This window comes from Grimontia sedimenti (assembly GCF_011045095.1).
GTDB classification, from domain to species: Bacteria; Pseudomonadota; Gammaproteobacteria; order Enterobacterales; family Vibrionaceae; genus Enterovibrio; species Enterovibrio sedimenti.
The window spans coordinates 258,103-284,409 of the sequence record NZ_JAALDL010000001.1 but is presented as its reverse complement, the minus strand read 5'-3'; the positions used below and the strand labels follow the sequence as shown (position 1 = coordinate 284,409).

Genomic DNA, 26,307 nt, shown 5'->3' with positions numbered 1-26,307 from the left:
CCAAAACCGCTAGCTATTGTTAGTCAGATACAAACGCCAACTACCATAGGATGAAATATCTTTCGCACCTTCAATTGCAGATGCCTGACAGATAAACCCAGTCACCCAGGTACCATCATCCAACTCCACTTTGCCCAGGCCCAACGGGCTGGGAATGCCAGCGAGAAAATCACCCACGCTGGATGTCGGCACTTCCCAAAGCTCCATTTCAATGCTGACGCCAGCTTCGTTCACGCGCACCATGCCGGGGCGTTTGGGCCCTTCCCCTGCCAGCGCATAGAAACGGTAACTCGGCGCACTCCGGCGTTTATCGATAAAGCTCGCATGGCGATCTTTCAACTGGTGATTGAGTGGCAAACCTTCCATGTGAGCACCGCAAACGGCAATGACCATGGTTTCATCAATCGACTCGCCCACCGAAACGGCTTCGTTGGCAGTATAAGCTTTGGCAAGGTCCAGCAACTTGGATTCACTGCCTTGGTCAGAAAACAGCGTAATACCAAACGGCATCTGCTCCGTTTCGTCATCCGCGGGAATCGCAATCGCGGCATAATCCAGAAGGTTCATGAAGTTGGTGTAATAACCAAAGTCGGTATTTTTCTGGATGGGGTCATCAAGCATTTCTTCGATGGTGTAAATCGTCCCAGACGTCGGAACGATAACTGCATCAACGGTTTTCAGCTTGGCATCACAGCGCTTTTTCAGTGTTTTCAATTGATACTGAGCATTGAACGCATCCACCGCTGAGAAGTTAGCTGCACCACCTAGGATCGCCTGAATCGTCGGTTCACACTGCGTTTCATGCTCATCAAAAAAGCCTTCTATGGCGGCATAACGCTCTGCCACCCAAGGCCCCTGATAAAGCAAGATCGCGGCATCCAGGAAATCCTGAATGTCCATCTCCACCAGCTCGGCACCATTTGCAGCGAGCTTTTCTTTACTCAACTCAAACCGGCGCTCAAAGTCAGCATTACCAAAAAACTCTAGGTTCTCTGTCTTCGGTACACCAATCCTGACTGCATCAGAAAGATAAACGATGTCGGCATCGGACTCAGAAAAGTCACGGGCGTAAGCGTCACCCGCATCATACTGGCCAGCGATAGGCAGCAGGTATTCAATGTCTTCAACGCTGTGTGCAAACAAAGTCACGCAATCAAGCGTTCTGCACGCTGGCACCACGCCACGGCAGCTGATCCGCCCAATGCTGGCTTTCATCCCCACCAATCGGTTAAAAGCTGCCGGTATCCGACCTGAGCCCGCCGTGTCCGTGCCCAAAGAAAACATGACCTGACCCAGAGCAACGGAAACTGCGCTGCCAGAGCTTGAACCACCAGAAACGTATGCTGGGTCAATACTGTTCTTACAGGCTCCGAATGGACTGCGTGTGCCATTTAACCCTGTAGCGAACTGGTCGAGGTTGGTTTTACCCAAAGGCACCGCGCCCGCCTCGATTAAAGCCTGCACCACAAACGCAGATTGACCCGGTGTGTAGGCAAATTCTTTGCAGGCTGCTGTCGTTTGCAATCCCGCCAGATCGATGTTGTCTTTAATGGCAAACGGTACACCATAAAGCGGCTTATTTTCCGGTTTGTGGTTTCTCAACGCTTTCAGGTAGCCATCCAATTGCGCTTCGCTGATCATGCTAATCCAGCAATTATGCTGATCGTTTTGCGCTTTTTTCCACTGGGAATAGAGATAATCTGCCGGCGTGGTGTCACCTGACTGATAAGCCGCCAACAGTTGTTGAATTGACGTAAATTCCATTTAGATTTGCTCCATGATTAACAGTGTTTGTCCGGCGCGAATTTGCTCACCTTCGCTTTTAGACATTCGGACCACGCGTCCTGATTGTGACGCTGTCACTTCAATTTCCATTTTCATTGATTCAACGATAAGCAGTGGCTGCCCCACTTCGATGGTATCGCCGGGTTTAGCCAGTAGTTGCCACACATTCCCTGCTAACTGAGCGGTCACGGGGAACTGGCCGCTTTCGAGCACTTCGAGGCTTGTTTCTGCACTGTCCACGACTTCGGCAACAAAGTTCGCCTTTCCGGTCTCTTCCCAACGCTGACGCTCAGCGTCAAACGCAGCTTGCTGTTGAGTTTTAAACGCGCTGATGGACTCACTTTCTTTCGCCAACATGGCCTCGTATTCAGCGAGGCTGAAACGGGTTTCTTCAATGCGAACATCAAACTTGCCACGAGGAAAATCACGGCGGATTTGAGTGAGTTCTTCAGGCGAGACAGGATAGAAGCGAATCTGGTCGAAAAAGCGTAATAACCAAGGCTGAGTAAATGCCTCAGTCTGGTTGTATCGGTTCCACATCTGGAGTGTGCGCCCCATTAACTGGTAACCGCCCGGCCCTTCCATGCCATATACACACATGTAAGCACCACCGATACCCACCGCATTTTCAGGCGTCCAGGTGCGCGCTGGGTTGTATTTCGTTGTCACCAGTCGGTGGCGAGGGTCCATCGGAGTCGCGACAGGTGCGCCCAGATAAACATCACCCAAGCCCATCACCAGATAACTCGCATCAAACACGATATCCTGCACCGCATCTCTGCTTTCCAATCCATTGATGCGACGAATAAACTCAATATTGTCTGGGCTCCAAGGCGCGTCTTTACGCACCACTTCATCGTACTTTTTCATTGCTAACTGGATGGAAGGATCATCCCAGGAAAGCGGCAAGTGAACCACCCGGGAAGGCACTTCCAATGTGCTGATGTCACCGAGAGTCGCCTCTGCTTTTTCAAGCAGCGAAAGCATTGCTTCACTGCTCATTTGCAGATTATCGAAGTGCACCTGAAGCGAACGAATACCAGGGGTCAGCTCTTTAATGGCGGGAATCGCCATTTTTTCCAACGCCAACATCAACGCATGAACACGAAAACGCAGTTTCACATCGAGCATTTGTGGGCCATATTCCACCAGCAGAAAATCTTCTCCACTCGGGCGATACACCACCTGCTCGCCATATTTATCCGCTGGGATTTCCTTCAATACCGGAGAAATTCGGGTTGAAGCACTTGGCAATGCCAACTCCTTCGAAGACAACATACCAATGGCTGCTAACTGATGACGCTCCGCACGTTCGGCATGTTCCAAAGACACCGCCTGAAAACGGATTTTATCTCCCGCTTTCAATTGTCCGAGCTTCCAAAGATCGGCTTTTATCACTGTGGCAGGACAAACAAAGCCGCCCAGACTCGGGCCATCTGGCCCCAGAATCACAGGCATGTCACCGGTAAAGTCCACCGTGCCAACGGCGTAAGCATTGTCGTGAATATTGGAAGGATGGAGCCCTGCTTCACCCCCGTCTGGTCTCGCCCATTCGGGTTTTGGTCCAATTAAACGCACACCCGTGCGGCTTGAGTTGAAGTGAACTTCCCATTCAGCATCAAAAAACGATTGGATATCGTCATTCGTGAAGAAGTCCGGCGCACCGTGCGGACCATAGATCACGCGCAAAGTATGCGTCATGGAAAGGTCCGGTGCTGGCAATGTTTCACCAACGCGCTTTTTATCCAATTGAGTTTTATTGAGGTGCAGTACGTCTCCTGCCATCAGTGCACGGCCTGCATGCCCGCCAAATTTGCCCAAAGTAAAGGTCGAGCGACTGCCAAGGTATTCGGGGCAATCAAATCCACCTTTGATTGATAGATACGCCCTCGCCCCTTTGTTTTGAACCGCGCCAAGCGCGACGGTATCGCCTTTCGATATTGCCAACACGGTAAACATCGGCGCTTCAACGCCATTAATCGTGACGGGCAATTCGGCACCCGTCACCACCAGCTGGGTGTCAGCGTTGAACTTGAGAGTGGGTCCGTTAGCAATGACCTCCAAACCAGAAGCGGTTTCATCGTTGTTCAACAACTGGTTGCCTAGACGGAAGCTCAGGTTATCCATGGGGCCAGATGGCGGGATACCAACATGCCAATAGCCACTGCGGCCGGGGTAATCCTGAATGGTGGTTTGGGTACCGCTGTTTAATACATCGATAGAATGAGGCTGATAATCAAATGAAGCCAGACTCGATGTCAGCACTTCTCCCTGCTTCACCAGAGGATCGCGGGAAAGTTGTGCAAGGTAATCAAGGTTGGTTTCTATGCCGTAAAGAGCAGTGTTTTCCAGCAAGCTGGCGATGCTATCCAGTGCTTGTTCTCTTGAAGGTTCATGCATCATGACTTTGGCAATCATCGGGTCGAAAAATGGGCTGACTTCCACACCCGCTTCCACCCAGGTATCAATGCGCACCGTACTGCCATTTTCGTCCTGACTCACCGCATTACCCTGAACACCTTCTGGGAAATCTAACTGAGTGATTAAGCCGGTTGATGGCAGAAACTGTTTGTTTGGATCTTCTGCATAAAGACGGAATTGAATGGCATGTCCTGTAGGTTTGGCTTCAAGAGCCTCTTGCCAATGATCAGCGTGTTCGCCACAGCCGATTTCTACCATAAGACGAACAATATCCACACCAAAGATCAGCTCAGTGACACCGTGCTCAACCTGAAGGCGCGTATTCACCTCCAGGAAGTAAAACCGTTGGGTAGATTGGTTGAGGATAAATTCAACTGTACCCGCATTTCGGTAGTTCACCGACGCGGCAAGACGAATAGCTGTTTGTTGTAACTCTTGGCGGGTCTCTTCATTCAGATTGGGAGCCGGCGTCTCTTCCATCACTTTCTGGTTGCGACGTTGTGCAGAACAATCCCGCTCCCCCAACGCAATCACGCTCCCTTCGCCGTCACCAATCACCTGAACTTCGATGTGGCGGGCTGAGGTAATGAACTTCTCCATGAACAAACCGCTATGGCTGAAGTTGGCTTCACCCAGACGTTTTACTGCCTCAAAGGCATCCTGAAGCTGTTCGGCATTTTCACAAAGGCGCATGCCGATGCCGCCACCACCAGCCGTGCTTTTGAGCATGACCGGGTAACCCATTTCTTTTGCTTTGGTAAGCGCTTCTTCCACGCTTTCTAGCAACCCCGTACCCGGCAGCAAAGGGACATTGGCTTTCTCTGCCAGTTCACGGGCAGTGTGTTTCAAACCAAAGAGATTGATTTGCTCGCTGGTTGGGCCAAGAAAGGCGATATTTTCACGTTCACAGGCCGCCACAAATTCTGGGTTTTCACTTAAAAAGCCATAGCCGGGATGAATCGCTTCGGCACCCGTTTGTTTGGCGATGGTAAGAATTTTGTCGATATCGAGATAAGTTTCGGCGGCACTGCCTTCGCCTAAGCTGTGGGCCTCTGAAGCGTTAAGAGTATGCAGGCTGCCTGCATCGTCTTCGTGGTAAACCGCCACACTTGCGATGCCCATGGCATCAAGCGTTCGAATTATTCTGCAAGCGATGGCGCCACGATTGGCGATAAGAATTTTTTTGAACATAGCGTTGTCTTCTTCTATCCGGGTCGTCCCGGACAAAGACCTGAGGTGCATTTCCTGCGTGAAGGGTCGTCCCTTACCTCTCCTTGGTAACCTTGTTGTCGCGAGTATTACTATTACTTAGTGCTCAATGCTCAGCGTTAAGCGGCATCCCACACTGCCACTTCAATCGGCGTTGGGTTGTAGGCATTACACGGGTTGTTGAGCTGTGGACAGTTAGAGATCAGCACGATCACGTCCATTTTGGCTTCAAGCTCCACATATTTACCCGGCGCGCTAATGCCGTCCGCGAAGGTCAGTCCGCCTTCCGCTGTCACTGGCACATTCATAAAAAAGTTGACGTTGTGGCTGATATCTCTTTTGGTCAGGCCATACTCTGGGTTTTCTGTGACTGCCAGCAACCAGGAGTCACGACAAGCGTGCATGCAGCGCTTTTCATGCGCGTAACGCACAGTGTTGCTCTCGGTTGAACAAGCGCCACCCAAGGTGTCATGGCGACCACAGGTATCCGCGACAATTTCCAGCATCGGGTTGTTCAGGTTTGATAACAACATTGAGCCCGCTGTCAGGTAAGCATTGCCTTGCTCGCGAAGTGTATCCATCGCCGAATAACGTTCTTCGGTGTTGTTAGCGTTATAAAACAAGGTGTCCGCGGCCTGATTACCTTCAAGATCGGTAATGCGCATGCGCTCTCCCTGCTTCATGACTTTGAAGTAGTAATCTCCAGCATCCACAACCTCTTTCAATTTGGCTTCCTGAGTGCAAAGTTGGCTCTCAACAATCATGACTGGCTCCTTATCCCATCAGTTGAGGTTGATATTGGCGGGTGTTGACGAATCCACGGCGGTTTTCATCGCAGTGATTCAAACAAGCATCATCTTCGGCGAGGGGTTCAGCACGCACCATTTCGACGTCAACGCCCGTTCTCGGATAAGTAGAAGACGGATTCATCGGATGTGGACAGGTGCTCAACAGCACAACCGTGTCCATTTCAAAACGCAGCTCAATCACATCACCCGCACGGGTATTTTCGCTATCAAATGCCAGCACACCGTCATCGGTCGTGGAGACTTTGCTGAAGAGGTTCATCGGTGCGGCGACATCACGTAACCCCAATCCAAACTTCGCCATTTCCACCAACATGGCATCGTGGCCGTTTTGCATCCACAGATTACGGTGATGCTGATAATCGCGTGCGCCCCATTTTGTGGTGACATGTTGGCTGTTGCTGAGCCCGCCAATGCTATCGATCCATCCTGTGTCATCACGGACAATGGAGCAGAAAATACGCCCCATGTCGGAATACACACAGTTGCCAGCGGTGAGCTTAAACGTGTGCTGGCATTTCAGCGTGTCCGGCAGATTGATTCGCTCTGACGTATTACGCGGGTTGTACATCAGCAAACTTAGGTTTGCGCCGCTGTCTTTCGCGGTAAACCGTAAGCTGTAACCAGCGGGTACTTCCAGCGAGCCATGTTGCCCGCCTTGGTAACTGTGCTTGAACAAGCTATTCAGTGTCATTACTTTCTCCTTTGCTGTCGAAGCTGGTTTCCGGTGGCTTATGCCACTTCCTTTTGTTCTTTCGCCTGCAGAGAGGCGATGATGTCCTCCTGACCTGAAGCATTCAGGGGAATATCAAACGTCACCTGCGATCCATAACGATCTGGCTCTTGCGGGTCGAATCTTGGCTTATCGAATACCCAAAGACGTGAACCCAGCTTGAAGCCTTCATGAAGGTCATGGGTGATCATAAAGATGGTCAGGTTTTGCTCCTGCCAAATGTCATTGATCAGCACATGCATATCTTTCCGAATACCCGGATCAAGCGCCCCGAAAGGTTCATCCAACAGCAGAATGCGCGGCTTTTTCATTAACGCTTGCGCAATTGCCAAGCGCTGCTGCATGCCGCCTGACATTTCTGCCGGATACTTGTTGGCAGCCTGTGTCAGACCCAGCCTTTCTAACTGTGCCATGGCGCGATCTTTCAACTCGCCCTTGCTGCTTCCCCACACTTTTCCGAGTACTTTCGACAATTCGAATTCATCAGCCACCATGACGTTTTGCAAAGCCGTCATATGCGGAAACACTGAGTATTTCTGGAACACAATCCCGCGTTCAGGGCCTGGTTCCGAACTCAGAGGCTTGCCATCCAAAAGCAGCTCACCGCGTGAAGGTGCCTGTGTGCCGAGCAACATGTTCAGGAAGGTGGATTTACCACAACCCGAAGTACCAAGGATGCTGATGAAATCCCCCTGCATCACTTTCAGGTTCAGACGTTCCAGCACCACATGGTCGCCATATTCTTTCCAGACATTTTTGGCTTCGATAATGGGTGTATTTGAGTTGTCCATAATCATTTCCCTCCCTGAGTCGCGTTGAACCACGGGTAGCATTTAGCGGAGAGTTTTTGCAGCAGCCAATCCATCAGGAAGGCAAGAATGGTTATCCAGACGACGTAAGGCAGAATCACATCCATCGCCAGATAGCGGCGAATAAGGAAGATGCGATAGCCAAGACCTTCGGTGGAAGCAATCGCCTCTGCGGCAATCAGGAATAGCCACGCACTGCCAAGCGTTAACCGCACTGCCTCGATAAGGCGAGGCATTACCTGAGGTAACACGACCCGAACCAGCAAGGTCCATGAATTCGCCCCCAGTGTTTGCGCCTTGATGATTTGCTCACTCGGAAGGCTTTCTGTTCGGAGCTGCAAATCGCGGATCATCATTGGAGTAATACCAATGACAATAAGCACGACTTTAGAAAGCTCCCCTAAACCAAGCGCAATAAACAGAATGGGAAGAATTGCCATCGGAGGGATCAGAGACATTGCTCTGACCATCGGAGACAGCGGCGCGCGCACATAAGGGATCATGCCGTTCGCAACACCCACCACCAGCGCCAACAGTGCACTGATACCCACACCGAGGCATAAACGTTCCAAGCTCGCCCAGGTGTCGACCCATAGGAGAAACTCTCCGGTTCGACGGCTGGGTTCAAACGCCATACGCTCCATACCATCCGCAATGCTGGCAAATGAAGGGAGCAGTTTATCGTTAGGGTTTTCCGCCAAACGGGCATCTGATGCCACCAAATAGGCGGCGATCAGAAGCACAAACGGCAGGCAAGCTAGAACCGAGCGACCAAAAGGCGACGGCTTTAGGTTAATAATTCGCGTCATAAGCCCGCCTTACAGCTCGCCTTTCGCAGCCATTGCCATGAAGGTTGGGTTGAATCGAAGCAGGACATTGCTGCTGTCACCAAAAACACCCGCAGGGGTTTCGATGCCGATGAAGCCTGCATCCGGTGCACCTTCACCCAGCAATCCATGCTTGAATGAAAACTCGGCCACTTTACCCATGGTGTCTTTCAGCGTTGCCGATTCGGTGAAGCTCACTGCATCCGCTGGCTGGTAGAACATTTTGGTTGAATCCAACTGGGCTTTGTAACCGGCCAAATCAGTACCAGAAGATGCCGCCATAAACTCCAGCGCTTTGGTGCCAACTTCGTCGTCCATCTGCATCTGGCTCATGATTTCATACCAAGCTCCCGTCAAGGCTTTACCCAATTCTGGGTTCTGCGCCAGGGTGTCGCTGTTTACGACCAGAAGGTCGATGATTTCACCGGGGATTTGAGAAGAATCGAAGACTTTTGATGCGTTTGGCATAGATACAATCTCTGCCAGCAGCGGGTTCCACGTGGTTACGGAGGTCACGTCTTTTGTGGCAAACGCCGACACCAAGTCCGCATCAGCGGTGTTTACCACAGTCACGTCGCGCTCAGACATGCCGACGCTTTCAAGGGCTCGTGCCAACAGATAGTGCGAGACACTCAGCTCTACCAGATTGACGCGTTGGCCTTTGATGTCGGCCAGCTCAGCGGCATCTTTCAGCACGATGCCGTCGTTACCGTTTGAGAAGTCACCAACGATAAGTGCAGTCGAATCAACACCGCTCGCCGCAGGAATGGTCAAAGCATCCATATTGGTCATCACAGTTGCATCGAACGCACCTGCGGTGTACTGGTTGATCGACTCGATGTAGTCATTGACCTGAACGACTTCGATTTCTATTCCGTACTTGTCAGCCCATTTGTTGATAATGCCTTCACTGTTACCGTAATCCCACGGCACCCAGCCAACATAGATTGACCAAGCCAAACGGAAAGTCGGCTTGTCTGCTGCAAGCACAGGGCTTGAGATCAGAGTGAGACATAATGTGGCGGCAAGCGCCAGACGAGTGGAAATTTTGCGAAGAACGGAAGAATACAACTTCATAACTACCTCTACCTTGAGTTTTCACGAATCGACGGCACCAAAGAGATATCAAACGAATCTCCCGGGCTTTTATCCCTCCGTGTGACCTCTTAGTCAGCATCTCGCTGATTTAGGTGAGGTTGACAACTCTCGGACCAGGCATGCTTTTCCTTGTCAGCATCGGAACCCTAGTTGTCTATTTTCAAATTGTCGGAACGCTTTCGAACGATACATCTTTGGTGCGTTACTGATGATGTTATAAGCAATGGGCTTGCCAATTTTTTATGTCGTTGTATTTAATAATATTTACTTTCTTTTTTAATTTTCTGCCTTAAGAAACCGAACAGATTGAGTGCAGAATTGCACTGTTTTGATCCACACAAGGATCTGTCGACCTTCGGAAATCACAGGATAAACAAACCACATTTAAATTAACTCGGATGAAACTCGCGGTGGGTAAAAATACGAAGTTGTAGGATGCCGATAAAAAAATGTTTCCCTGTCCAATCAACGGAGGATCGATAGGACAGAGAAACCAACAACGACAGCAAGGAGTAAACGTAACGTCTGCAGAAGCTCTGCATGCGCACGCCATACTCTTAATAGCAACCATCTTGCCAACTTTTTAACTGTATGATTTATAATTGATTAGTATTGAAATGGGTTTGTATGGTGAAAAGATATGATCATCGTCGGTGCAGAAGATGCACCGACTTTGCACTTTGATTTTGGAGGGGTTTTCGTTGTTTGGCTGCGTTACTTCACGCGCATGATGCAGTGTTCTATATCGCCGACTTTAACGCTGATCGATTGAGAGAGCTTGAGGTATTCCAGCTCTTCGAGGACATCATCGGGGTAGCCTTGGTCAACCATCCAGTCCATAGGTTCACGGAAAGAATCTTCGGAAACAATCAAAGAGTCATTCAACAATTGATTCTCGCGAATGCTCACAATCCACACTCGCCCGCGATACTCAAAAAAGTCATTGAGTGTGTCGGCGAGAGAGTCATTCACTTTACCCCAAAATGTACCCATCGTATTTGGCTATCCTTCAACTAAACCACTGAAGATTTGTATGTTTCAAACGCTGAGATTAAAGAATATACCGTACGGAATTAGATTCAAACGCTCATTCTCTAGCCGTGGGACATGGCACATAGTTAGGGAAAATCTGCGAAGTTTATCGACATTTTAAAGTAAGGAATGTCGCCTTTATAAAAGCGTTCTCCTGATGGTTTCATCCCAAATTTTCGGTATATCCCCATGGCAGCTTCACGTGCATCACACCAAAACACTGAAACATCACGTGCCTTCATTTCTTTAAACGCTGCACTCAGTACCGAAGATCCAATACCTTGGCCTTGATAGACCGGTAAAGCTGCAAATTTTCGCAAGCGCACCACATCACCGTCGAAAAACAACGAGGCTACACAAATCAGCTCCTCATTGACGTAAGCCCCCAGATGAAGGGCTTCATCGTCCCCTTCCGCTTTACAAAACTCAGGGGGGTTGTCTGGCCAAAGCACTCTGTGGCGAATGTCGATGGTTTCCTGCCAACTGATGTGTCGAATTTCCATTTCGGTTTCCCAAATCAAGATTTACCAACACCTTACCACGGCATAGCAGAGCATGTGGCTGGAAAGCTATCGTCCTATCTGGTCACCAATCGGCGCGGCATTATTCTGCTGACTACCCAACCCGATATTGACTGCATCATGGCCACCAAATGACTGAAAGGGTCGTAAACCAAACATCGGCATGATGGCGTAGATATGGTCGAAGATGTCTGCCTGCACCCCTTCATAAAACACCCAGTCCGTGTTGTTCACAAAAGCATAAACCTGAAGCGGCAAACCTTCCGCGGTGGGTTCCAATTGGCGCACCATACACGTCATGTAATTATGAATATCCTTGTGTGCGCGAAGGTAAACAGCAAGATACGCGCGAAATACTCCAACGTTAGTCATTTGACGCAGGTTCGCAGCGTGATGGACATCTTCAAAGCTCTCGTTGAATTCTTTGATCTCTTTCACCCGCTCAAACAAAAATTCGCGCAGGATTCGTATTTCTTTCAACGATTCAATTTCTTCTTCAGTCAGAAAGCGAATGGAAGTCAGGTCAACATGCACTGAACGTTTAATACGACGGCCACCCGAATCGGACATCCCCTGCCAGTTGATAAATGCGCTCTGTACTAACGCGTAGGCGGGTAGCATACTGATGGTGTTATCAAAGTTGCGCACTTTCACCGTTGTCAGAGAGATCTCCTCTACTGTGCCGCTTGCTCCGTATTCATCCATTTGGATCCAGTCATTCAGGCTAACCATACGGTTGGCGGAAAGCTGAATGCCCGCCACAAAACCCAAGATGGTGTCTTTGAACACCAACATGACAAGGCCTGTCGCCACGCCTAATCCACTGAGGAAAATGATGGGTGATTCGTTCGCCAGAATGGAAATACAGATCACGATGCCGACAAAGAAAGTGAATAGCTTGATGAGCTGAACAAAGCTTTTGATTGGCATCCGGCGGCTGATGCCTTTTAGGTAGGCAATATCATGGAGGGCATCAAGAAGCGCAAACAGCATCCAGATAAACATCACGATAACAGCGATGCCAAGGCATCGGTCTGACATGGTCGCAAGCAAAGGATGATGGGTCAGAATAGGTGGTACCAAGACATCAAGAATCATCACTGGCACAAGCGCAGCGAGTTTTTCCAATACTTCATGCTTGGTTAAGCTGTTAGCCCAAGATTGCTTGTTTTTACTGATGGCGAGATTCACGTAGCGAACGATAACGCGATGGACGAGAAGATAGCTGATGCCCGCAATGCCGACGGCAGCCAGGATGAATACTAAGGTTGGCTCTGCACCGTAGGGGTCGCTGTCGAACCCCATTTGTGTCAACTTGTCAGTAACGTACTTGCGAACACCATGATCTAACATCTACCGAACTCCCTCTGCTGATGTTTGAGCGTATCAGTCAGATCTCACTTCCGGTGAGGCAGTTTTGATACAGGGGTCAGTAAAGTCCGCAGTCCTTCAAAGGCACTTCCAGTGCGTTTGTTTCGCCTTTGGCTGGTGCCCCAACCATTTCGTCATACGCGCTTTCCTGACGGAGAACCGTTTCTTTCGCTTTCAGATTTTTACAGCACTTTTGAATTTCGATCAGCGAATGGGTTCGGAGGAAGTTTCCATCGTCATAACACACAAAGTGCTCTTCCCCTTCAATAATGACAGACGCTTGATACAAGCACAGATCCAGTGAATGGATGATCAACTTGTCGATAACGAAGTATTTTTCGAGCTTGGTGAGTGGTGTTTTCATGGCGTCCTCCTGTGATCAACAAAAAGTTACGGGAGGCTTTGCTTTATGGTTCAAAAAAGCCGCTTCGAAAAGCGGCTTTTTAGTTATGCTGATGAGATTACATTGCGTTGCGGAAAATCTCGCAAATCTCTTCATGAGTGGCTTGTTTCGGGTTAGTGAAACCACAAGCATCTTTCAGGGCATTATCCGCCAATACTGGGATGTCATCTGCTTTCGCACCTAACACTTCCAGACCCGCTGGAATACCCACATCTTTTGACAGTTCTTGAATGGCGTTAAGTGCTGCTTCTGCACCTTCTTCTGGTGATAAAGCATCGACGTTCACACCCATCGCCTTGGCAACATCACGCAAACGGCTTGGACAAACCTGTGCATTGTAGCGCTGCACATGTGGTAGAAGAATGGCGTTACATACCCCGTGTGGAAGGTCGTAGAAACCACCTAACTGGTGTGCCATGGCATGTACATAACCGAGAGAAGCGTTGTTAAACGCCATGCCCGCCATAAATTGTGCATACGCCATTTGCTCGCGTGCAGCTAGATTTTGACCATCGTTCACAGCGGTGCGTAGGTTTGCCTGAATAAGTTCAATCGCTTTAATCGCAACCGCATCAGTAATTGGAGATGCTGCAGTTGAAACATACGCTTCTACTGCATGAGTCAGCGCATCCATACCAGTCGCAGCTGTCAGTGATGCAGGTTTTGCCAGCATCAGCTCAGGATCATTCACTGAAATCAGCGGCGTGGTGTTCTTATCCACAATCGCCATTTTGATGTGACGCGCTTCGTCAGTAATGATGCAGAAACGGGTCATTTCAGACGCCGTCCCCGCCGTGGTGTTAATCGCAATCAATGGCAACTGGGCTTTCGCAGATTGGTCGACACCTTCGTAGTCGCCAATGTTGCCGCCGTTGGTTGCTACCAGCGCAATACCTTTTGCACAGTCATGCGGAGAGCCGCCACCAAGAGAAATCACAAAGTCACAGCCGTTTTCTTTCAGAATTGCTAGACCCGCTTCAACGTTACCAATGGTCGGGTTTGGCTGTGTACCATCAAACACGGCAGTTTGCACATCACGCTCAGCCAGAAGAGCCGCAACTTTTTCTACAACGCCGATTTCATTCAGCACCTTGTCGGTCACGATAAGACCATTTCTGAAGCCGTGAGACTTAATGGCATCAGCAGCATCTACAAGGCAACCTGCGCCCATCAGGTTAACGGTTGGGATAAAAAATGCGCTCGTCATTGCGATTCTCCTGGGGTTGTTATTCGAATATGTAGGGTGCACGAAGATAGGCTTGTCCTACCTCTTTCGTACCTGAATTTTGTAACACCCCGCCAGTGTGCGAGACTTTGATCTGGCTCAATTGCACGCCCAACTATTGATACACGTGACCAATAGTTTGAGATAGATCTTATGTTTTCCATCGCAAATGCCATGATTTTGTTATGGTTTTTTACCGAATTACTTCGAGCGGTAACAAATTATAAATGGAGAACAAGGCTGGATTTTTAGATAGGAAAAAAGCGAACGGCGACCTGGACAAGTCGCCGCTTTTAAAACACAGGAAGACACTTTGGACTAGATAAATTCATCAACGCCTGTTGAACCACGACGGTCAGCGCTCACACGGCGATCATACCCATGGTATTTGCCTCGCTTTTTACGTCGGTCTCCACGATCGCGTCGATCCATGACATAGACGCCATTTACCAATTTAGTCTCTGCCACAATGGTTGCGTCTTCGATATTTTCATATGGCTGAATTTTCATGATTGGTAGCTCTGCAGTGTGTTAATACACAGCGAAAATACGCTATCTCATTATTTCTTTTATAAAGAGACCGCCAAAAATTCAACCTGCCTTCAGTCAGAGTATTTCTCTGTCTCAGCCGCGTATCGCATTCTCAAATTTTATACAGCAGTGCATTACAACCTATTCATGTTGAAACGTTTTCTTATAAACCACTGACTGAAAAAGTAACGACATGAACAAACAATCATCAATCGAGTTCTCGCTGACAGAACCCTGACAATTCCCCCAGAAATCCTCGGACATACGCAGTGATACATTCCGCGCCGTCAAATACCCACACTTATTCAAGGCTCACTTAATGAAACGTTACGCGCTTTTTCCTCTTCTATCTTTGGCTATAACAGCGTGCGGCGGCAGCGGTGGAGAAAGCAGCGAGACGTCCGCTACCCCAACACCAAGTGCTGTAGAAGGCAAAATCCAGAACGTGAATGGCTCAACCATTACCGTCAACAATCGTCCGTATCATGTAGCGCAACTGGAATATGCTGGTCATAGCTTCAGCAATGAAGCGCTTGAGGCCAATATGATGGTGTTGTTGAACACCTCATCACGTGCAACCAGTGCGAATGTTCAGCTCGATCCGACCTTCACTGGCAAAATTACTGATATCAATGGCAAGAGCTTCAAAGTAAATGGTGTAGAGCTTCAGTTTGATCGTCTGTCGAATAAAATTTCAGAAGGCGATTGGGTGATGGTTTCCACACTGCCAACCGCCAACGCGGGTTACAAAGTACTGAGCGTTATTCAGTTCGAGTACGATGCTGATGGCATGGTCGAAGCCGAGGGCCGTATTTCAAACCTCAACGTTAACAATAATACGTTTAAGGTTGGCAACTCACTGACTGTGTTGTTCGACTCACAGCTCTTACAAAACGGTAAGCTTCGAAATGGAGCGTGGGTGGAAGTGTTCGGCACATACAACGAATTCGAAGGTGAGCTAACTGCAGAAACGCTAAAACTCAAAAGCTTTAGCGGTGTACTTGGCCGAGGTGAAACTGAAGGTGTAATTACCTGGGTAGCGAATGATCAAAGCCGCTTCGAACTTAACTATCGAGGTATTTTCGATATCGACCCTTCTACCAAGTTTGATGATGGTTCAAAAGCAGATCTACGTCTTGGTGCAGAAGTTGAAGTGGAATACATCAACCAAGCCAAACGCACCATCGCCAAAGAAATCGAATTTGAAGATGACTTTGATTTTGATTTCGACTGGGACAAGTTTGAATTCGAACGCAAAGGGATCATTGAAAATACCAACGACGTGGAGCAGTCATTCGAAGTTCGTGGGCAGAAGATATTTACTGATGCAAACACAGAGTTTGATGACGGCTTAGACTTCGATTTCCTGGAAGGCGAATATGTAGAAGTTGAAGGCGTAATTATCAATGGTGATTACGTCGCTCGCGAGATTGAACGCGAAGACGACTAGGCGATAAAGCGAGGGCTGGTTTACCAGCCCTTTTTGTTTCCATTGTGCAGGCTGCCTCAACCAAACAGGCAGTTGTGTTTCGTTATGGAGGCCTTGCTATATGCAATTTTTCAAAGCACTAAACTCTTCGGCAGCCATAGTCGGAACAAACTCAATGGCTTCGTAATCAGCGGCACCTTCAATATAAAACGGGTCTTCTTTGATGATTTTGTCTAGTTCATCTCTACTCTTGCTTTGTTAGGGCTTCAATAACCGTCGTTTTGCTTGAAGCTGGACCGTCGGTGAATACGATAAAATTGTTCAATGTTGCTAACTCAGTAAATTATTGTTGGAGAGTCATGATTTGGTAGGAAGAATATTCGAATCCAACTTTTTCGTATGCTTTACTCGCAACGATGTTGTCAGCATGTACATATAGCCTGAGCTCCAATCCTCCATGTATCTTCATTTCTTCGTTAACAGTTTCGATAAGCTTACCCATCAGGCCCTTTCCTCTGGCTTCCGGTAGCAAATACATGCTCTGAATCCACCAATAAAAGCCAGCATTCCAATCACTCCATTCTCGTATCGCAGAGACGCTGCCAATAACTTTGGCTTTTTCATCAAACATCACCCAATACATCGCCAACGACGTGTCATTGAGTGCAGCTTCTATGCCTTTTCTCAAAGTTTCAGGTGTTAAGGATGAACCTTCGGCTTCTCTTGCTTCTTCGGCAGTGAACTTCACCAGTGTTGGGAGATCTTCTGTCGAGGCGCGTCTTACATTAAAGGTATCTGGCATGTTCGACATTCCATTTTCTCTTGACATTTTTTTCACCATATACGGCACATGATGACTAGGAACCTGAACAGTAGTGAGGTTCTGGGTTTTAACTTTCAGTTATCCAGTGATCGTGGGAGTTCTCAACGTATCCCACCAAGTATAGGGATTTTGCCAATGAAAAAACGCTATCAAACTCTGTCCATGCTCTCCCTTCTTACCTGCATGGCATTTGTCTCGGGAAATTCATTTGCCAACGTCATCAATGAGCCAACTATCTCTTTGGACATGGCGTTAAAAGCCGCTAAAGCCGCCAATGACCGCTGTTTGAAAGATGGTTTTAAACCGACAACCACGGTCGTTGATCAACGTGGTCAAATGAAAGTTCAACTAAACAGCGACGGTGCTTTCCCTCATGCTGTGGAAACCAGCTACCGAAAGGCACTCACAGCGGCATCCCGCCGCGAGGCAACATCCATCATCGAAGCGGAAAATGAACATGAGCCTCAGCTCGGAGCTGTCTTTAACGAAATAGGATTGATTACGCTAAGTGGTGGCATTCCAATCTATTACAAAGGGCAAGTCATCGGTGCTATTGGTGTCGCTGGCGCACCAGGAGAAAATGATGAGGGTATAGAATATGACGATATCTGTGCAGAGCATGGCATCAAAAGTATTTCGAAGGAACTGAAAGGTTAGGGCCATTTCATGAGCCAGCGATGACGCTGGCTTTTTCAACACAAGTCCGCCGAATAGAATGCGTTAAAACAGCAACCCTAGCTGCTTCAACTCGGATTCTGCTTGTTCTGCATTCTCAAATTGAATCGCTGCGATGCCAACGTCTTGAGCGCCTTTAACGTTATGAGGCATATCATCAAGGAAAACTGTCTCTGCTGCATTCAAATCATAGCGGGTCAAAAGCGCCTGATAGATTTCAGGTTGAGGTTTGAGTAAGCCCACCTCTGCCGACACAATTTCCCCGTCAAACAATGGCCAGAAGTCTTGGGTTTCTTTGAGGAAAGCAACGATTTCGTGCACATTATCGGTTAAAGCGTATACGCCATAGCCAGCCTGTTTCACGTGTTGGATGAGCTCATACGAACCAAATAGGGGGATAAGAGATTGCTTCACATAGTAAAAGAGCTGATTTGTGATATCTGGTGAGAAACCCATTTCGGTTTGGTAGCGTTTTTTGGCCTCATCTTCCGTCATCAAGCCTTTGTTTAAGTCCATCCAGATGTCATTTTGAAATATATCTCTGGCGATGGTTTCCTGTTCTACATTGTCTCCGAAAGTCAGCCTGACGATTTCTAGTGGCGACCAACGCACAATCACATTGCCTACATCAAACACAACATGCCGAATGTTTCTGGATTCCATGTCTTACTCCCCTACTTTTTCTTCCAAGTCATCAACATAGCGTATTTTCAGGAGAGTATCAGGCGAAAATGGCAGTTGTTATACAGACCATTCGCGATTTTGTAGCACCACACGATACCCGTCCAGATCTTCAAATGTTCTGCCCGAAACGTCCCAGTAATCGTTGTAAGAAGCCACCTGTTTAAAACCCGCCTTCAGCATGCTCTTACAATTAGTTTCCCACGTTTCGTCATCTTCGAAATAGAACACAATCAGATTATCCTGAGTTGGCGCTTTTCCTACTTTAATCCCACGGTGATGGGTAAATTCGAAATGATAATTGTGTGCTCGGTGGCCGATGATTGCGCCATCGAAACCATTGTGGTCCTCAAAACTACCCAGTAACTCGAACCCCAGCCCTTTAATGTACATGTCGGCGATAGCTTTTAGGTTATCTGTCGGGCGGGCGATACGTAACGTAGCGGATTTTGGAAGCATAAGAATTTCCTGAACGGCTTATTAAAAATCCAATTTATCAGTAAGATAAACGTATCTCACGTCAAAAGACGTTGAAGTGTGTGATGTGCCGAAATGAGAAGAAGATTAGATTGGCTGCCGCGATGATACGGCAGCTTAAGGTTGGCGTTATTAAAGGACGCTTTGCCCAAAGGCGCTGAGTACCAGCGACACGGCACGTTCGGCGGAGATGTTTCCTTTATCCAGAAATGGGTTCAATTCCACCAAATCCATGGAAGTCATCAATCCGGTTTCCGCGCATTTTTCTAACAACAAATGCGCTTCACGATATGTCACCCCGCCCGGAACCAAAGTTCCTGAACCCGGCATCACTTCGGGGTCGCAACCGTCCACGTCAAAGCTCACATGGAAACCCACTGTTCCTTTGGTCACAATTTCCAGGATCTCGTCGCTTACGCGGTTCATACCAAGTTCATCGATATCTCGCATGCTGTAAACCTTGATGCCGGATTGCTTGATCAGCTCTTTTTCTTTCTCATCAATATCCCTTACACCCACCAGCACCACATTTTCAGGCTTTATTTTTGGGTTGGCGCTGAGAATACCTGTGAATTCCTTGTCGCCGTAGCCAAGCAGATGGGACAGCGGCATTCCGTGAATATTGCCCGATGGTGAAATACCCGGAATATTCATATCTGCATGAGCATCAAACCAAACAAGGCCTAGCTCGCCGCCCTTCTCCTGAAAATAGTCCGCGATGCCGGAAATCGAACCAATTGCGAGGGAATGGTCTCCACCGATGACCAGAGGGAGATTCCCTTTGTTCAGTGCCTCTTTTGTCACGACGGCGAGATCCTGACACACCTGCAGAATTTCGCTGCGGAAACGCATATTGCCTGTGGTCTCTTTGGGTCTAGACTCCTTAGAGGGAACGGCAACGTCCACTTCGTCCGTCACTGTATAACCCATCTTTGTCAGCTTCTCGCCAAGCCCTGCTATGCGAACCGCTGAAACGCCACCATCTGTTCCGCGCCGGGAAGCGCCGAGATCCACAGGAACGCCGATGATTTGAATTGATTTTGATTGTCCATTTTCCTTCATGGGGAAACCCTCGAAATGATCGTATTTGTATGAGGAGTTTTAAACATCACTCCTTCGATGTTTCAACATGCTCACGCATAACATTTCTTTAACACAACGATGATTTGAGTATAAGGTCAGCGATCAAAGGAAGGCAGGAAAGAAGAGATGACTACAGAAAGTGGTACGCTTTCTCGCCAGAGAAACACAACGTACCACCCTGAGTTTTCAACAGTTTTCGTTATTATTAACGTTAGATCGGCAAGTGAATGTTATCGCCTTTAGACACCAGTAGTTTAATTTCACCGGTTTCATGGTGAGGCAAAGTGCGATGTTGACCCGGCTCAATGTCGTGAAAAGCCGATTTCATGATCTGTAAGATATCGCCGTGAGCAACCAACAGGATGACTTTGTCTTCATGTTGGTTTTCTAAATCTTGAATCAAGCTGACAGAACGATCGCGGACACTCACGGTGCTTTCAACGTTATTAAAACTTTGGTTTGAATCCTGCAAATCTTTAGCCCACACGTTTTCATACGCAGAAGACGATTGCCCTTCCCATTCACCAAAAAAACGCTCTCGCAGTCGGGTATCTTCAACTGCCGGTTGCAGGGAGAGTTCCTCAGCAACAATGGCTGCCGTTTCCTTGGTACGTTTGAAATCGGAACAGACGATAATCTCTATCCCCTTGTCACGAAAAGCTTGCGCCGATGCTTTGGCCTGCGTTTGACCAAGCGGAGATAACCCATAGTTGGCACAACCAATAGCAGGATCGCTCACCACGATATCAGCCACATTTGCTTCACTCTGTCCATGGCGCATGATGAAGTAAGTATTCTTGAAAACTGTCATCTTTTTTCTTCCAAAACATCCGCGTTAACCCTCTTTAACGCGTCATATTGTCACACTGGCATCAATTGTTCATCTCGATGAAACGTAGATTTCACATTCATTAGCTAACAATACACTCAATTAAAAAAGTGTTCACTTGCTCATTTTCTCGTAGAAACCGACTTCATTATTAAACACAAAAATGAAATCTGATTATCAAAAATGAGCATTTAATCATTTTGACCACAATAGTATTTTCATTCGCTCACTTTAATGTTGATCAAATGTAAACAGCGGGACTAGATTGAAGTGAACGCGGAGGAAAGATATGAGCAATGAGGCTAGAGCAAAATCGAAAACCGAGATCAGAAGAGAACTGATCCTCGACAAGACAACAGAACAGGGACATGTATCTGTCGAAATGTTGGCCGAGTTGCTTGGGGTATCAGCCCAGACCATACGAAGAGATATTAATCAGCTGTGCAGTGAAAACCTGCTTCGTAGAAAACATGGTGGTGTTGAGAGCTTCGAACAACAGCTAAATGCGCCCTATCAGCAGCGTGCGGAAACGAATTACCTTGAGAAACGCGCTATTGCTAAAGCAGTGGCTGATGTCATTCCTGACGGTGCCACGGTGTTTATTTCTATTGGTTCGACACCGGCAATTGTGGCCGAAGCGCTGACTGCGAAATCTGGGCTGACGGTGATGACTAATAACCTCAATGCCGCCATGGTTCTGAGTAATGAGCCAAGTAACCGCATCATCATTCCGGGCGGAGAAGTGCGCATGCCTGACCGGGATGTACTCGGTGACGGCGTGCTTGAGTTTTTTAACAGTTATCGCGCTGAGTACGGCATTTTTGGCGTAGCTGGCATATCGGAAGACGGAGGCATGTTGGATTTCCATGCCTCTGAAGTGAGGGTTCGCGAAGCCATTCGCACCCATTGCAAAACGTCCATTCTAGTCATGGACAGTACTAAGTTGACGCGAACAGCCCCTGCTATTGGCGGGAGTATTTTCGACGTGGATTTGATCATCATGGACCAACACCCCGGCGATGACTTTTCAGCGCTGAGTGACCGTGTCGGAGACCGTTTGAAGTTAGTGGGAGGCGACGCTTCATGAACACAGAACCCTTTGTTTCGTTCGACAACATTGCAAAAAGATGGAACGGACAACTTGGTGTTGAAAACATTTCTATCGATATCCCAGAAAGCGCATTTTTTGCCCTGCTGGGGCCTTCTGGCTGCGGCAAATCTACCATGTTGCGATTGCTGGCAGGCTTGGAGATACCCGATGAAGGAGCCATTCGAATCGAAGGCACTGACGTGACTGAAATGGCACCTTCAGCGCGAAATCTCTCCATGGTATTCCAGTCTTATGCACTCTTCCCGCACCTGTCTGTCGCAGAGAACGTCATGTTCGGCATGAAGGTGCGCAAGGTGCCCAAAGATGAACGATTGAAGAAGCTTGAGAACGCCCTGCGTATTACGGGTCTCCTTGGCTATGAAGAGCGCAAACCGGGCGAACTTTCCGGTGGGCAGCGTCAACGTGTAGCTCTAGCGCGTGCGATGATGCCATCACTAAGATTGAGCAGGATTTAGAGAAGCTTGGACACGTCGATGCCATCATCGTGACTGGCGATATCACCGACCACGGCGACGTCGAGAGCTACGAAGCCTTCAAGTCTGTAATAAGGCGTTTGGGTATTCCCTATTTCGTGATACCCGGCAATCATGATCTTCGCTCTTCTATGCATCACTGCTTTGAGAATCTGACACCCGCGACCAGTGAAGAAATCAACTGGGTGAAACACTTCCCTGACCTCGACATCATCGGTCTGGATACCGTAATTCCGGGTCAAGGCGGTGGTCGTTTATCTCCCGCTGCTTTGGCTTTTCTCGAACATGCATTGACACGTCACCCAGATAAACCCGCTTTGATTGCCATGCATCATCCTCCCTTTGCTTCGGGTATTCAGTTTATGGATACCATTGGTCTGGAAGGCGCAGATGAAATGGCAGAGATTCTGGAGAAATCGCCCCGTGAAGTGCGGATTATCTGCGGCCATCTTCATAACAGCATTGTTAGCACAATAGGTGGAGCCACGGTCTTGTCCTCTCCTGCAACAGCGAGTTCCTTTTTGACGGATCATAGAAGTGACGCGCCCGTCGGTTTTACACAAGACCCAGGCGGCTATATGTTGCATGAGTGGAATAAAGGCTTCCGTAGCACCTACCTTCCACTGGCTTCGTCAGGCCCACTTTATCCTTTTTGAACCACTCTCGTACAAAGCCCTCAACTCTCACGCTAAAGCGGTGACAAACCAGTTTTAGCGTGCTATCCCGTTGATAGAACTTATACCAATCGTAGTAAATATCTGCTCATCCTAGCTTGTTAAAATGCTCGATAACTGCGTTGAAAAATTTGGCTGTAGAATAACTACTTATCGAAATTTCCCGCCTTGTTCTCGAGCATTTTTCCTGCGCTATTTCTGATCAGCTACCTACTGTGATTGGTATTACATTAAGGTATGAGGATTTTCAATGTCACCCAAACCTCTTCTATTTATCGTTGAAGATGACACCAAGCTTCGACAACTTCTTTCTTCCTACTTCCGTGAGCAGGATTTTGACGTAAAGGAGTTTGATCACGGAGAAAGTGCGATTGGTGCGATCCTTTCAGAACAGCCCAACATCGTTATGCTCGACCTGATGCTGCCGGATATCGATGGCCTGACAATTTGCCGACAGATTCGCCCGCAGTTCTCCGGTAAGGTGTTAATGCTCACGGCAAGTGATGACGACTTTGACCATGTCGCCGCACTGGAAATTGGAGCCGATGACTTTGTCACCAAACCGATTAAACCCCGCGTACTGCTCGCTAGATTGCGTGCGTTACTGCGCAGGGAGGGTTCAAGTAGTGAAATGCCGGAAACGTCAAAGCCTGAATCTGTCAGCGTATTAACGTTTGGGAATTTGTCTCTCAACAACGCAAGAAAATGGTGTGAATGGTCTGGTGAACACATTGCTCTCTCAGACAGTGAGTTCGACCTTTTGTGGCTGCTTGCAGCCTCTGCAGACGAAGTTTTGTCACGAGAAACACTGACCCTCGCTGTTCGTGGCATTGAATATGATGGTCTGGATCGTACTGTCGATAACAAGGTCGTCAGCCTTCGAAAAAAACTGGGAGATAACCCCTCATCACCTCATCGGATACTGACAGTGAGAGGGAAAGGCTATCTCTTTGTGCCGGACGCATGGAAGGAATAACAAGACCAGGTTAACTATGTGGCGTATCTATATCGAATCCTTTATCGGACTGTTTGTTCTTTTTATTGTCAGCCTTTTCGCGTTTGACTTGTTCGTTTATCAGCTCAATACAGATTACGACTATGTCCTTGAGGACATGCAAGCGGCCGCAGTACAGGATTTGATGGCGACCTTATCTGAACATCAAGATGATGAAGCACTCTGGCAATTGCTTGCTAACTACGCGCAATCCACCGCGAACAATCTGAACCTAGTGCCAATGAATGATGCACCCGAAGAAGTAAAGCGTTACTTTTCAGGAAGCGATATCCCCCATTCCTATTCCTTTCACGATGAAGATCGGGGGCTTTGGGTGACACTGCCGGATTCAACGAACTACTACCACTTTGAGCCAAATACTGATGACGTAGTCAGACAGAATATCGAGTTTAGCGATTCACTCTTTTTTGTGTTTATTGGTGGCGGATTCCTGATTTATTCGAGTTGGTTAATTTGGTTTCTCAGCAGACGGGTTAGGGTTTTACAGCGCGTAACCGCAGACTTTGCCAAAGGTGACCTAAACGCCAGAGCACCAACCAATAGCGGTAGTAAAGTCGGCAAGCTAAACGAAAGCTTCAATGAGATGGCAGACAAGATTTCTCAGTTGATCACCAGCAACCGCTCATTAACTCAGGCTGTTGCGCATGACCTTCGCACACCTATTTTTCGCATTCAGTGGCAAGCAGAGATCATCAAAGAAGAAGTCACGTCTCCGCACCTCAAGGAGAAAGTCGCCAGCATTGTTGAAGACACAGAAGAAATGGAGCAACTCGTGAATGAACTGCTCTACTTCGCCAAAATAGGTCGTCAGGACAGATCACTGACGAAAGAAACCTTCCCTGCCGAGCCCTTTATCCAACATTTGGTTGAACGGCTGCCCAATCGTCAAAACCGTGAAATAGAAGTGATTATTGAGCCTGATATCTCACTTCTGGCTGATAAACCCTTGTTGAAACGCGCTATAGAAAACATATTAACGAATGCAGTGCGGTATGCGGAATCAACCGTCAATGTCATTTGCCAACAAAACGGAAGATCATCTCAGATCATTGTTGAAGACGATGGCCCCGGGATCCCTGAAGAATATCGCGAATCCGTTTTTGAGCCGTTTTTCAGTGTCGATCCTTCCCGGAACAAAGCCAATATGGGCCATGGATTGGGTCTTGCCATCGTTAAACTTATCGTGGAAAAGCACGACGGGCATGCCGTGATCGAAGAAAGCGCAAAAGGAGGAGCCAAACTCATTTTGACCATTCCAAACCAAAGACCCTGACAATCGCTGACAAACCCATGACAAATTGATTCTATTGTCAGTTAGCCGAGTTTTGTACGGTGTTCATCAAGCGCACAAACAAGGACAGAATCATGAATAAATCTGCATTACTCTTTTCCATTCTCGCCGCTGCACCTGCGGTACAGGCGGCGAATCAAACTTATATTCTTAACGGCAACATCTATAGCAAGCAAAGCAGTTGGATAGCAGAAGCAGGCGTAGCTGCCACCAGCGACCTATATAAAGAGCAAGATCACTCAGTCGTTCCACTCCTTAACTTTGGCTACCACGGTGAAGATTTCAACATCGACTTCAGTGGTGCAAACTACCGCTTTTATGGAACCGACGGCGATCTGGTCAATCTTGGTGTTCATCTCACCAGCGCGGGGATCGGTTATGATGACGATACCTCGGATTTCCTGAAAGGTATGGATGACAGGGACATCAGTGTCGACCTCGGATTGAATGCTGACTTCCAAGTTGGTACAGGCGTGATTTCCACCTACTTCCAACATGATATATCTGGCACTTACAAAGGCTATCTGGCGGGCGTGAGGTACTTCGACATCTTTCCCATTGGCGATGCGGATTTGGTTTCCTTCGCAGGGGTGATGTTCCAGAGTAAAGACTTTGTGGACTACTACTTCGGCGTGCAGCCAAAAGAAGCCCGTGCCAACCGACCTGAATACACGGGCAAAAGCTCTGTCGCTTATGAAGTAGGTTATAAGCTGATTTATCCTATCAGCGAGAACTGGAACCTGACCCAATCTACCCAATACACAGAATTAGACAGCGACGTTGCTGACTCCCCTATCGTTGACAGCAAACACCAATGGCTGGTTGGTGCGACAGTCGCCTATCACTTCTGATCAAAAAAGCCTGACGATATAACATCGTCAGGCTTTATCTCTCCTATATGCCCAAATTCAACCAAAGTTTGTTAAGTCATCTGGAAAACTGGGCGAAACGAAATGCTATTCTGTGGGCATTACA

26 protein-coding genes and 1 riboswitch are annotated in these 26,307 nt (G+C 48.1%); of the genes, 8 read left to right on the top strand and 18 right to left on the bottom strand.

Going from position 1 to position 26,307, the window contains the following annotated elements; genetic code table 11:
* Positions 1–9: 9 nt before the first annotated feature.
* The 13 genes from atzF to G5S52_RS01220 form a co-directional block, all read right to left on the bottom strand.
* Positions 10–1,764, bottom strand: a complete 1,755-nt coding sequence (gene atzF / locus G5S52_RS01280; RefSeq protein WP_165011454.1) for an allophanate hydrolase — start codon at positions 1,762–1,764, stop codon at positions 10–12.
* The gene (uca, locus tag G5S52_RS01275) at positions 1,765–5,397 is read right to left on the bottom strand and encodes an urea carboxylase (RefSeq protein ID WP_165011453.1); all 3,633 of its coding nucleotides are present in this window, start codon (positions 5,395–5,397) and stop codon (positions 1,765–1,767) included.
* Positions 5,398–5,534: 137 nt separating this feature from the next.
* Positions 5,535–6,179, bottom strand: coding sequence for an urea amidolyase associated protein UAAP2 (locus tag G5S52_RS01270; RefSeq protein WP_002542466.1), 645 nt, complete (start codon positions 6,177–6,179; stop codon positions 5,535–5,537).
* A gap of 10 nt (positions 6,180–6,189) precedes the next feature.
* Positions 6,190–6,915 (bottom strand): urea amidolyase associated protein UAAP1, encoded by a 726-nt coding sequence (locus G5S52_RS01265; protein ID WP_165011452.1) that lies wholly within the window; start codon positions 6,913–6,915, stop codon positions 6,190–6,192.
* Positions 6,916–6,953: 38 nt separating this feature from the next.
* Positions 6,954–7,745 carry an ABC transporter ATP-binding protein gene (locus G5S52_RS01260; RefSeq protein WP_165011451.1) on the bottom strand — a complete coding sequence of 264 codons (792 nt, stop codon included), beginning with the start codon at positions 7,743–7,745 and terminating at the stop codon, positions 6,954–6,956.
* A gap of 2 nt (positions 7,746–7,747) precedes the next feature.
* Positions 7,748–8,572, bottom strand: a complete 825-nt coding sequence (locus tag G5S52_RS01255) for an ABC transporter permease (protein WP_165011450.1) — start codon at positions 8,570–8,572, stop codon at positions 7,748–7,750.
* Between the two features lie 9 nt (positions 8,573–8,581).
* The gene (locus G5S52_RS01250) at positions 8,582–9,667 is read right to left on the bottom strand and encodes a putative urea ABC transporter substrate-binding protein (protein ID WP_165011449.1); all 1,086 of its coding nucleotides are present in this window, start codon (positions 9,665–9,667) and stop codon (positions 8,582–8,584) included.
* 56 nt (positions 9,668–9,723) lie between these two features.
* Positions 9,724–9,849: riboswitch (guanidine-I (ykkC/yxkD leader) on the bottom strand.
* A gap of 553 nt (positions 9,850–10,402) precedes the next feature.
* Entirely contained in the window at positions 10,403–10,681 is a 279-nt protein-coding gene (locus G5S52_RS01245; protein WP_002542472.1) for a hypothetical protein, read from the bottom strand.
* 125 nt (positions 10,682–10,806) lie between these two features.
* The gene (locus G5S52_RS01240; protein ID WP_165011448.1) at positions 10,807–11,223 is read right to left on the bottom strand and encodes a GNAT family N-acetyltransferase; all 417 of its coding nucleotides are present in this window, start codon (positions 11,221–11,223) and stop codon (positions 10,807–10,809) included.
* Between the two features lie 66 nt (positions 11,224–11,289).
* Positions 11,290–12,594: a mechanosensitive ion channel family protein gene (locus tag G5S52_RS01235; RefSeq protein ID WP_165011447.1), complete on the bottom strand. Its 1,305-nt coding sequence runs from the start codon at positions 12,592–12,594 to the stop codon at positions 11,290–11,292.
* A gap of 76 nt (positions 12,595–12,670) precedes the next feature.
* Positions 12,671–12,976 (bottom strand): DUF6482 family protein, encoded by a 306-nt coding sequence (locus G5S52_RS01230; protein WP_165011446.1) that lies wholly within the window; start codon positions 12,974–12,976, stop codon positions 12,671–12,673.
* Between the two features lie 97 nt (positions 12,977–13,073).
* On the bottom strand, positions 13,074–14,222 hold the full coding sequence (gene yiaY, locus G5S52_RS01225) for an L-threonine dehydrogenase (protein ID WP_165011445.1): 1,149 nt from the start codon (positions 14,220–14,222) through the stop codon (positions 13,074–13,076).
* A 336-nt stretch (positions 14,223–14,558) separates the two neighbouring features.
* Positions 14,559–14,750 carry a hypothetical protein gene (locus tag G5S52_RS01220; RefSeq protein WP_062664009.1) on the bottom strand — a complete coding sequence of 64 codons (192 nt, stop codon included), beginning with the start codon at positions 14,748–14,750 and terminating at the stop codon, positions 14,559–14,561.
* Between the two features lie 340 nt (positions 14,751–15,090).
* On the opposite strand from G5S52_RS01220, the gene G5S52_RS01215 reads away from it, so the two are divergent.
* Positions 15,091–16,221 carry a DUF5666 domain-containing protein gene (locus G5S52_RS01215; protein WP_165011444.1) on the top strand — a complete coding sequence of 377 codons (1,131 nt, stop codon included), beginning with the start codon at positions 15,091–15,093 and terminating at the stop codon, positions 16,219–16,221.
* A 322-nt stretch (positions 16,222–16,543) separates the two neighbouring features.
* On the opposite strand, the gene G5S52_RS01210 is transcribed toward G5S52_RS01215, so the two are convergent.
* Positions 16,544–17,029, bottom strand: coding sequence for a GNAT family N-acetyltransferase (locus tag G5S52_RS01210; RefSeq protein WP_235956036.1), 486 nt, complete (start codon positions 17,027–17,029; stop codon positions 16,544–16,546).
* 129 nt (positions 17,030–17,158) lie between these two features.
* Between G5S52_RS01210 and G5S52_RS01205 the strand changes: the two genes are divergently transcribed.
* Complete coding sequence (locus G5S52_RS01205) at positions 17,159–17,680, top strand: GlcG/HbpS family heme-binding protein (protein ID WP_165011443.1); 522 nt, start codon at positions 17,159–17,161, stop codon at positions 17,678–17,680.
* Between the two features lie 63 nt (positions 17,681–17,743).
* On the opposite strand, the gene G5S52_RS01200 is transcribed toward G5S52_RS01205, so the two are convergent.
* The 4 genes from G5S52_RS01200 to G5S52_RS01185 form a co-directional block, all read right to left on the bottom strand.
* Positions 17,744–18,361, bottom strand: a complete 618-nt coding sequence (locus G5S52_RS01200) for an HAD family hydrolase (protein ID WP_165011442.1) — start codon at positions 18,359–18,361, stop codon at positions 17,744–17,746.
* A 78-nt stretch (positions 18,362–18,439) separates the two neighbouring features.
* Positions 18,440–18,838: a VOC family protein gene (locus G5S52_RS01195; protein WP_165011441.1), complete on the bottom strand. Its 399-nt coding sequence runs from the start codon at positions 18,836–18,838 to the stop codon at positions 18,440–18,442.
* Positions 18,839–18,988: 150 nt separating this feature from the next.
* The gene (gene rocF, locus G5S52_RS01190; protein ID WP_165011440.1) at positions 18,989–19,918 is read right to left on the bottom strand and encodes an arginase; all 930 of its coding nucleotides are present in this window, start codon (positions 19,916–19,918) and stop codon (positions 18,989–18,991) included.
* 232 nt (positions 19,919–20,150) lie between these two features.
* On the bottom strand, positions 20,151–20,750 hold the full coding sequence (locus G5S52_RS01185; RefSeq protein WP_165011439.1) for a histidine phosphatase family protein: 600 nt from the start codon (positions 20,748–20,750) through the stop codon (positions 20,151–20,153).
* Between the two features lie 307 nt (positions 20,751–21,057).
* On the opposite strand from G5S52_RS01185, the gene G5S52_RS01180 reads away from it, so the two are divergent.
* The 6 genes from G5S52_RS01180 to ompV all read left to right on the top strand — a co-directional run bounded on the left by G5S52_RS01180 (position 21,058) and on the right by ompV (position 26,183).
* Positions 21,058–21,855 carry a DeoR/GlpR family DNA-binding transcription regulator gene (locus G5S52_RS01180; protein WP_165011438.1) on the top strand — a complete coding sequence of 266 codons (798 nt, stop codon included), beginning with the start codon at positions 21,058–21,060 and terminating at the stop codon, positions 21,853–21,855.
* Complete coding sequence (locus G5S52_RS01175) at positions 21,852–22,334, top strand: ABC transporter ATP-binding protein (RefSeq protein ID WP_235956035.1); 483 nt, start codon at positions 21,852–21,854, stop codon at positions 22,332–22,334. The genes G5S52_RS01180 and G5S52_RS01175 overlap by 4 nt, the downstream gene beginning before the upstream one ends.
* Entirely contained in the window at positions 22,310–23,008 is a 699-nt protein-coding gene (locus G5S52_RS01170) for a phosphodiesterase (protein ID WP_165011705.1), read from the top strand. Before G5S52_RS01175 ends, G5S52_RS01170 begins: the two co-directional genes overlap by 25 nt.
* A gap of 268 nt (positions 23,009–23,276) precedes the next feature.
* Complete coding sequence (locus G5S52_RS01165) at positions 23,277–24,002, top strand: response regulator (RefSeq protein WP_165011437.1); 726 nt, start codon at positions 23,277–23,279, stop codon at positions 24,000–24,002.
* 16 nt (positions 24,003–24,018) lie between these two features.
* The gene (locus G5S52_RS01160) at positions 24,019–25,314 is read left to right on the top strand and encodes an ATP-binding protein (RefSeq protein WP_165011436.1); all 1,296 of its coding nucleotides are present in this window, start codon (positions 24,019–24,021) and stop codon (positions 25,312–25,314) included.
* Positions 25,315–25,406: 92 nt separating this feature from the next.
* Entirely contained in the window at positions 25,407–26,183 is a 777-nt protein-coding gene (gene ompV, locus G5S52_RS01155) for an outer membrane protein OmpV (RefSeq protein ID WP_165011435.1), read from the top strand.
* Positions 26,184–26,307: the final 124 nt, after the last annotated feature.

What these genes read in the sequence shown, in the direction of transcription:
- atzF (WP_165011454.1), bottom strand. Translation starts at nt 1,764, where the DNA reads ATGGAATTTACGTCAATTCAACAACTGTTGGCGGCTTATCAGTCAGGT.
- uca (WP_165011453.1), bottom strand. Translation starts at nt 5,397, where the DNA reads ATGTTCAAAAAAATTCTTATCGCCAATCGTGGCGCCATCGCTTGCAGA.
- G5S52_RS01270 (WP_002542466.1), bottom strand. Translation starts at nt 6,179, where the DNA reads ATGATTGTTGAGAGCCAACTTTGCACTCAGGAAGCCAAATTGAAAGAG.
- G5S52_RS01265 (WP_165011452.1), bottom strand. Translation starts at nt 6,915, where the DNA reads ATGACACTGAATAGCTTGTTCAAGCACAGTTACCAAGGCGGGCAACAT.
- G5S52_RS01260 (WP_165011451.1), bottom strand. Translation starts at nt 7,745, where the DNA reads ATGGACAACTCAAATACACCCATTATCGAAGCCAAAAATGTCTGGAAA.
- G5S52_RS01255 (WP_165011450.1), bottom strand. Translation starts at nt 8,572, where the DNA reads ATGACGCGAATTATTAACCTAAAGCCGTCGCCTTTTGGTCGCTCGGTT.
- G5S52_RS01250 (WP_165011449.1), bottom strand. Translation starts at nt 9,667, where the DNA reads ATGAAGTTGTATTCTTCCGTTCTTCGCAAAATTTCCACTCGTCTGGCG.
- G5S52_RS01245 (WP_002542472.1), bottom strand. Translation starts at nt 10,681, where the DNA reads ATGGGTACATTTTGGGGTAAAGTGAATGACTCTCTCGCCGACACACTC.
- G5S52_RS01240 (WP_165011448.1), bottom strand. Translation starts at nt 11,223, where the DNA reads ATGGAAATTCGACACATCAGTTGGCAGGAAACCATCGACATTCGCCAC.
- G5S52_RS01235 (WP_165011447.1), bottom strand. Translation starts at nt 12,594, where the DNA reads ATGTTAGATCATGGTGTTCGCAAGTACGTTACTGACAAGTTGACACAA.
- G5S52_RS01230 (WP_165011446.1), bottom strand. Translation starts at nt 12,976, where the DNA reads ATGAAAACACCACTCACCAAGCTCGAAAAATACTTCGTTATCGACAAG.
- yiaY (WP_165011445.1), bottom strand. Translation starts at nt 14,222, where the DNA reads ATGACGAGCGCATTTTTTATCCCAACCGTTAACCTGATGGGCGCAGGT.
- G5S52_RS01220 (WP_062664009.1), bottom strand. Translation starts at nt 14,750, where the DNA reads ATGAAAATTCAGCCATATGAAAATATCGAAGACGCAACCATTGTGGCA.
- G5S52_RS01215 (WP_165011444.1), top strand. Translation starts at nt 15,091, where the DNA reads ATGAAACGTTACGCGCTTTTTCCTCTTCTATCTTTGGCTATAACAGCG.
- G5S52_RS01210 (WP_235956036.1), bottom strand. Translation starts at nt 17,029, where the DNA reads ATGTCAAGAGAAAATGGAATGTCGAACATGCCAGATACCTTTAATGTA.
- G5S52_RS01205 (WP_165011443.1), top strand. Translation starts at nt 17,159, where the DNA reads ATGAAAAAACGCTATCAAACTCTGTCCATGCTCTCCCTTCTTACCTGC.
- G5S52_RS01200 (WP_165011442.1), bottom strand. Translation starts at nt 18,361, where the DNA reads ATGGAATCCAGAAACATTCGGCATGTTGTGTTTGATGTAGGCAATGTG.
- G5S52_RS01195 (WP_165011441.1), bottom strand. Translation starts at nt 18,838, where the DNA reads ATGCTTCCAAAATCCGCTACGTTACGTATCGCCCGCCCGACAGATAAC.
- rocF (WP_165011440.1), bottom strand. Translation starts at nt 19,918, where the DNA reads ATGAAGGAAAATGGACAATCAAAATCAATTCAAATCATCGGCGTTCCT.
- G5S52_RS01185 (WP_165011439.1), bottom strand. Translation starts at nt 20,750, where the DNA reads ATGACAGTTTTCAAGAATACTTACTTCATCATGCGCCATGGACAGAGT.
- G5S52_RS01180 (WP_165011438.1), top strand. Translation starts at nt 21,058, where the DNA reads ATGAGCAATGAGGCTAGAGCAAAATCGAAAACCGAGATCAGAAGAGAA.
- G5S52_RS01175 (WP_235956035.1), top strand. Translation starts at nt 21,852, where the DNA reads ATGAACACAGAACCCTTTGTTTCGTTCGACAACATTGCAAAAAGATGG.
- G5S52_RS01165 (WP_165011437.1), top strand. Translation starts at nt 23,277, where the DNA reads ATGTCACCCAAACCTCTTCTATTTATCGTTGAAGATGACACCAAGCTT.
- G5S52_RS01160 (WP_165011436.1), top strand. Translation starts at nt 24,019, where the DNA reads ATGTGGCGTATCTATATCGAATCCTTTATCGGACTGTTTGTTCTTTTT.
- ompV (WP_165011435.1), top strand. Translation starts at nt 25,407, where the DNA reads ATGAATAAATCTGCATTACTCTTTTCCATTCTCGCCGCTGCACCTGCG.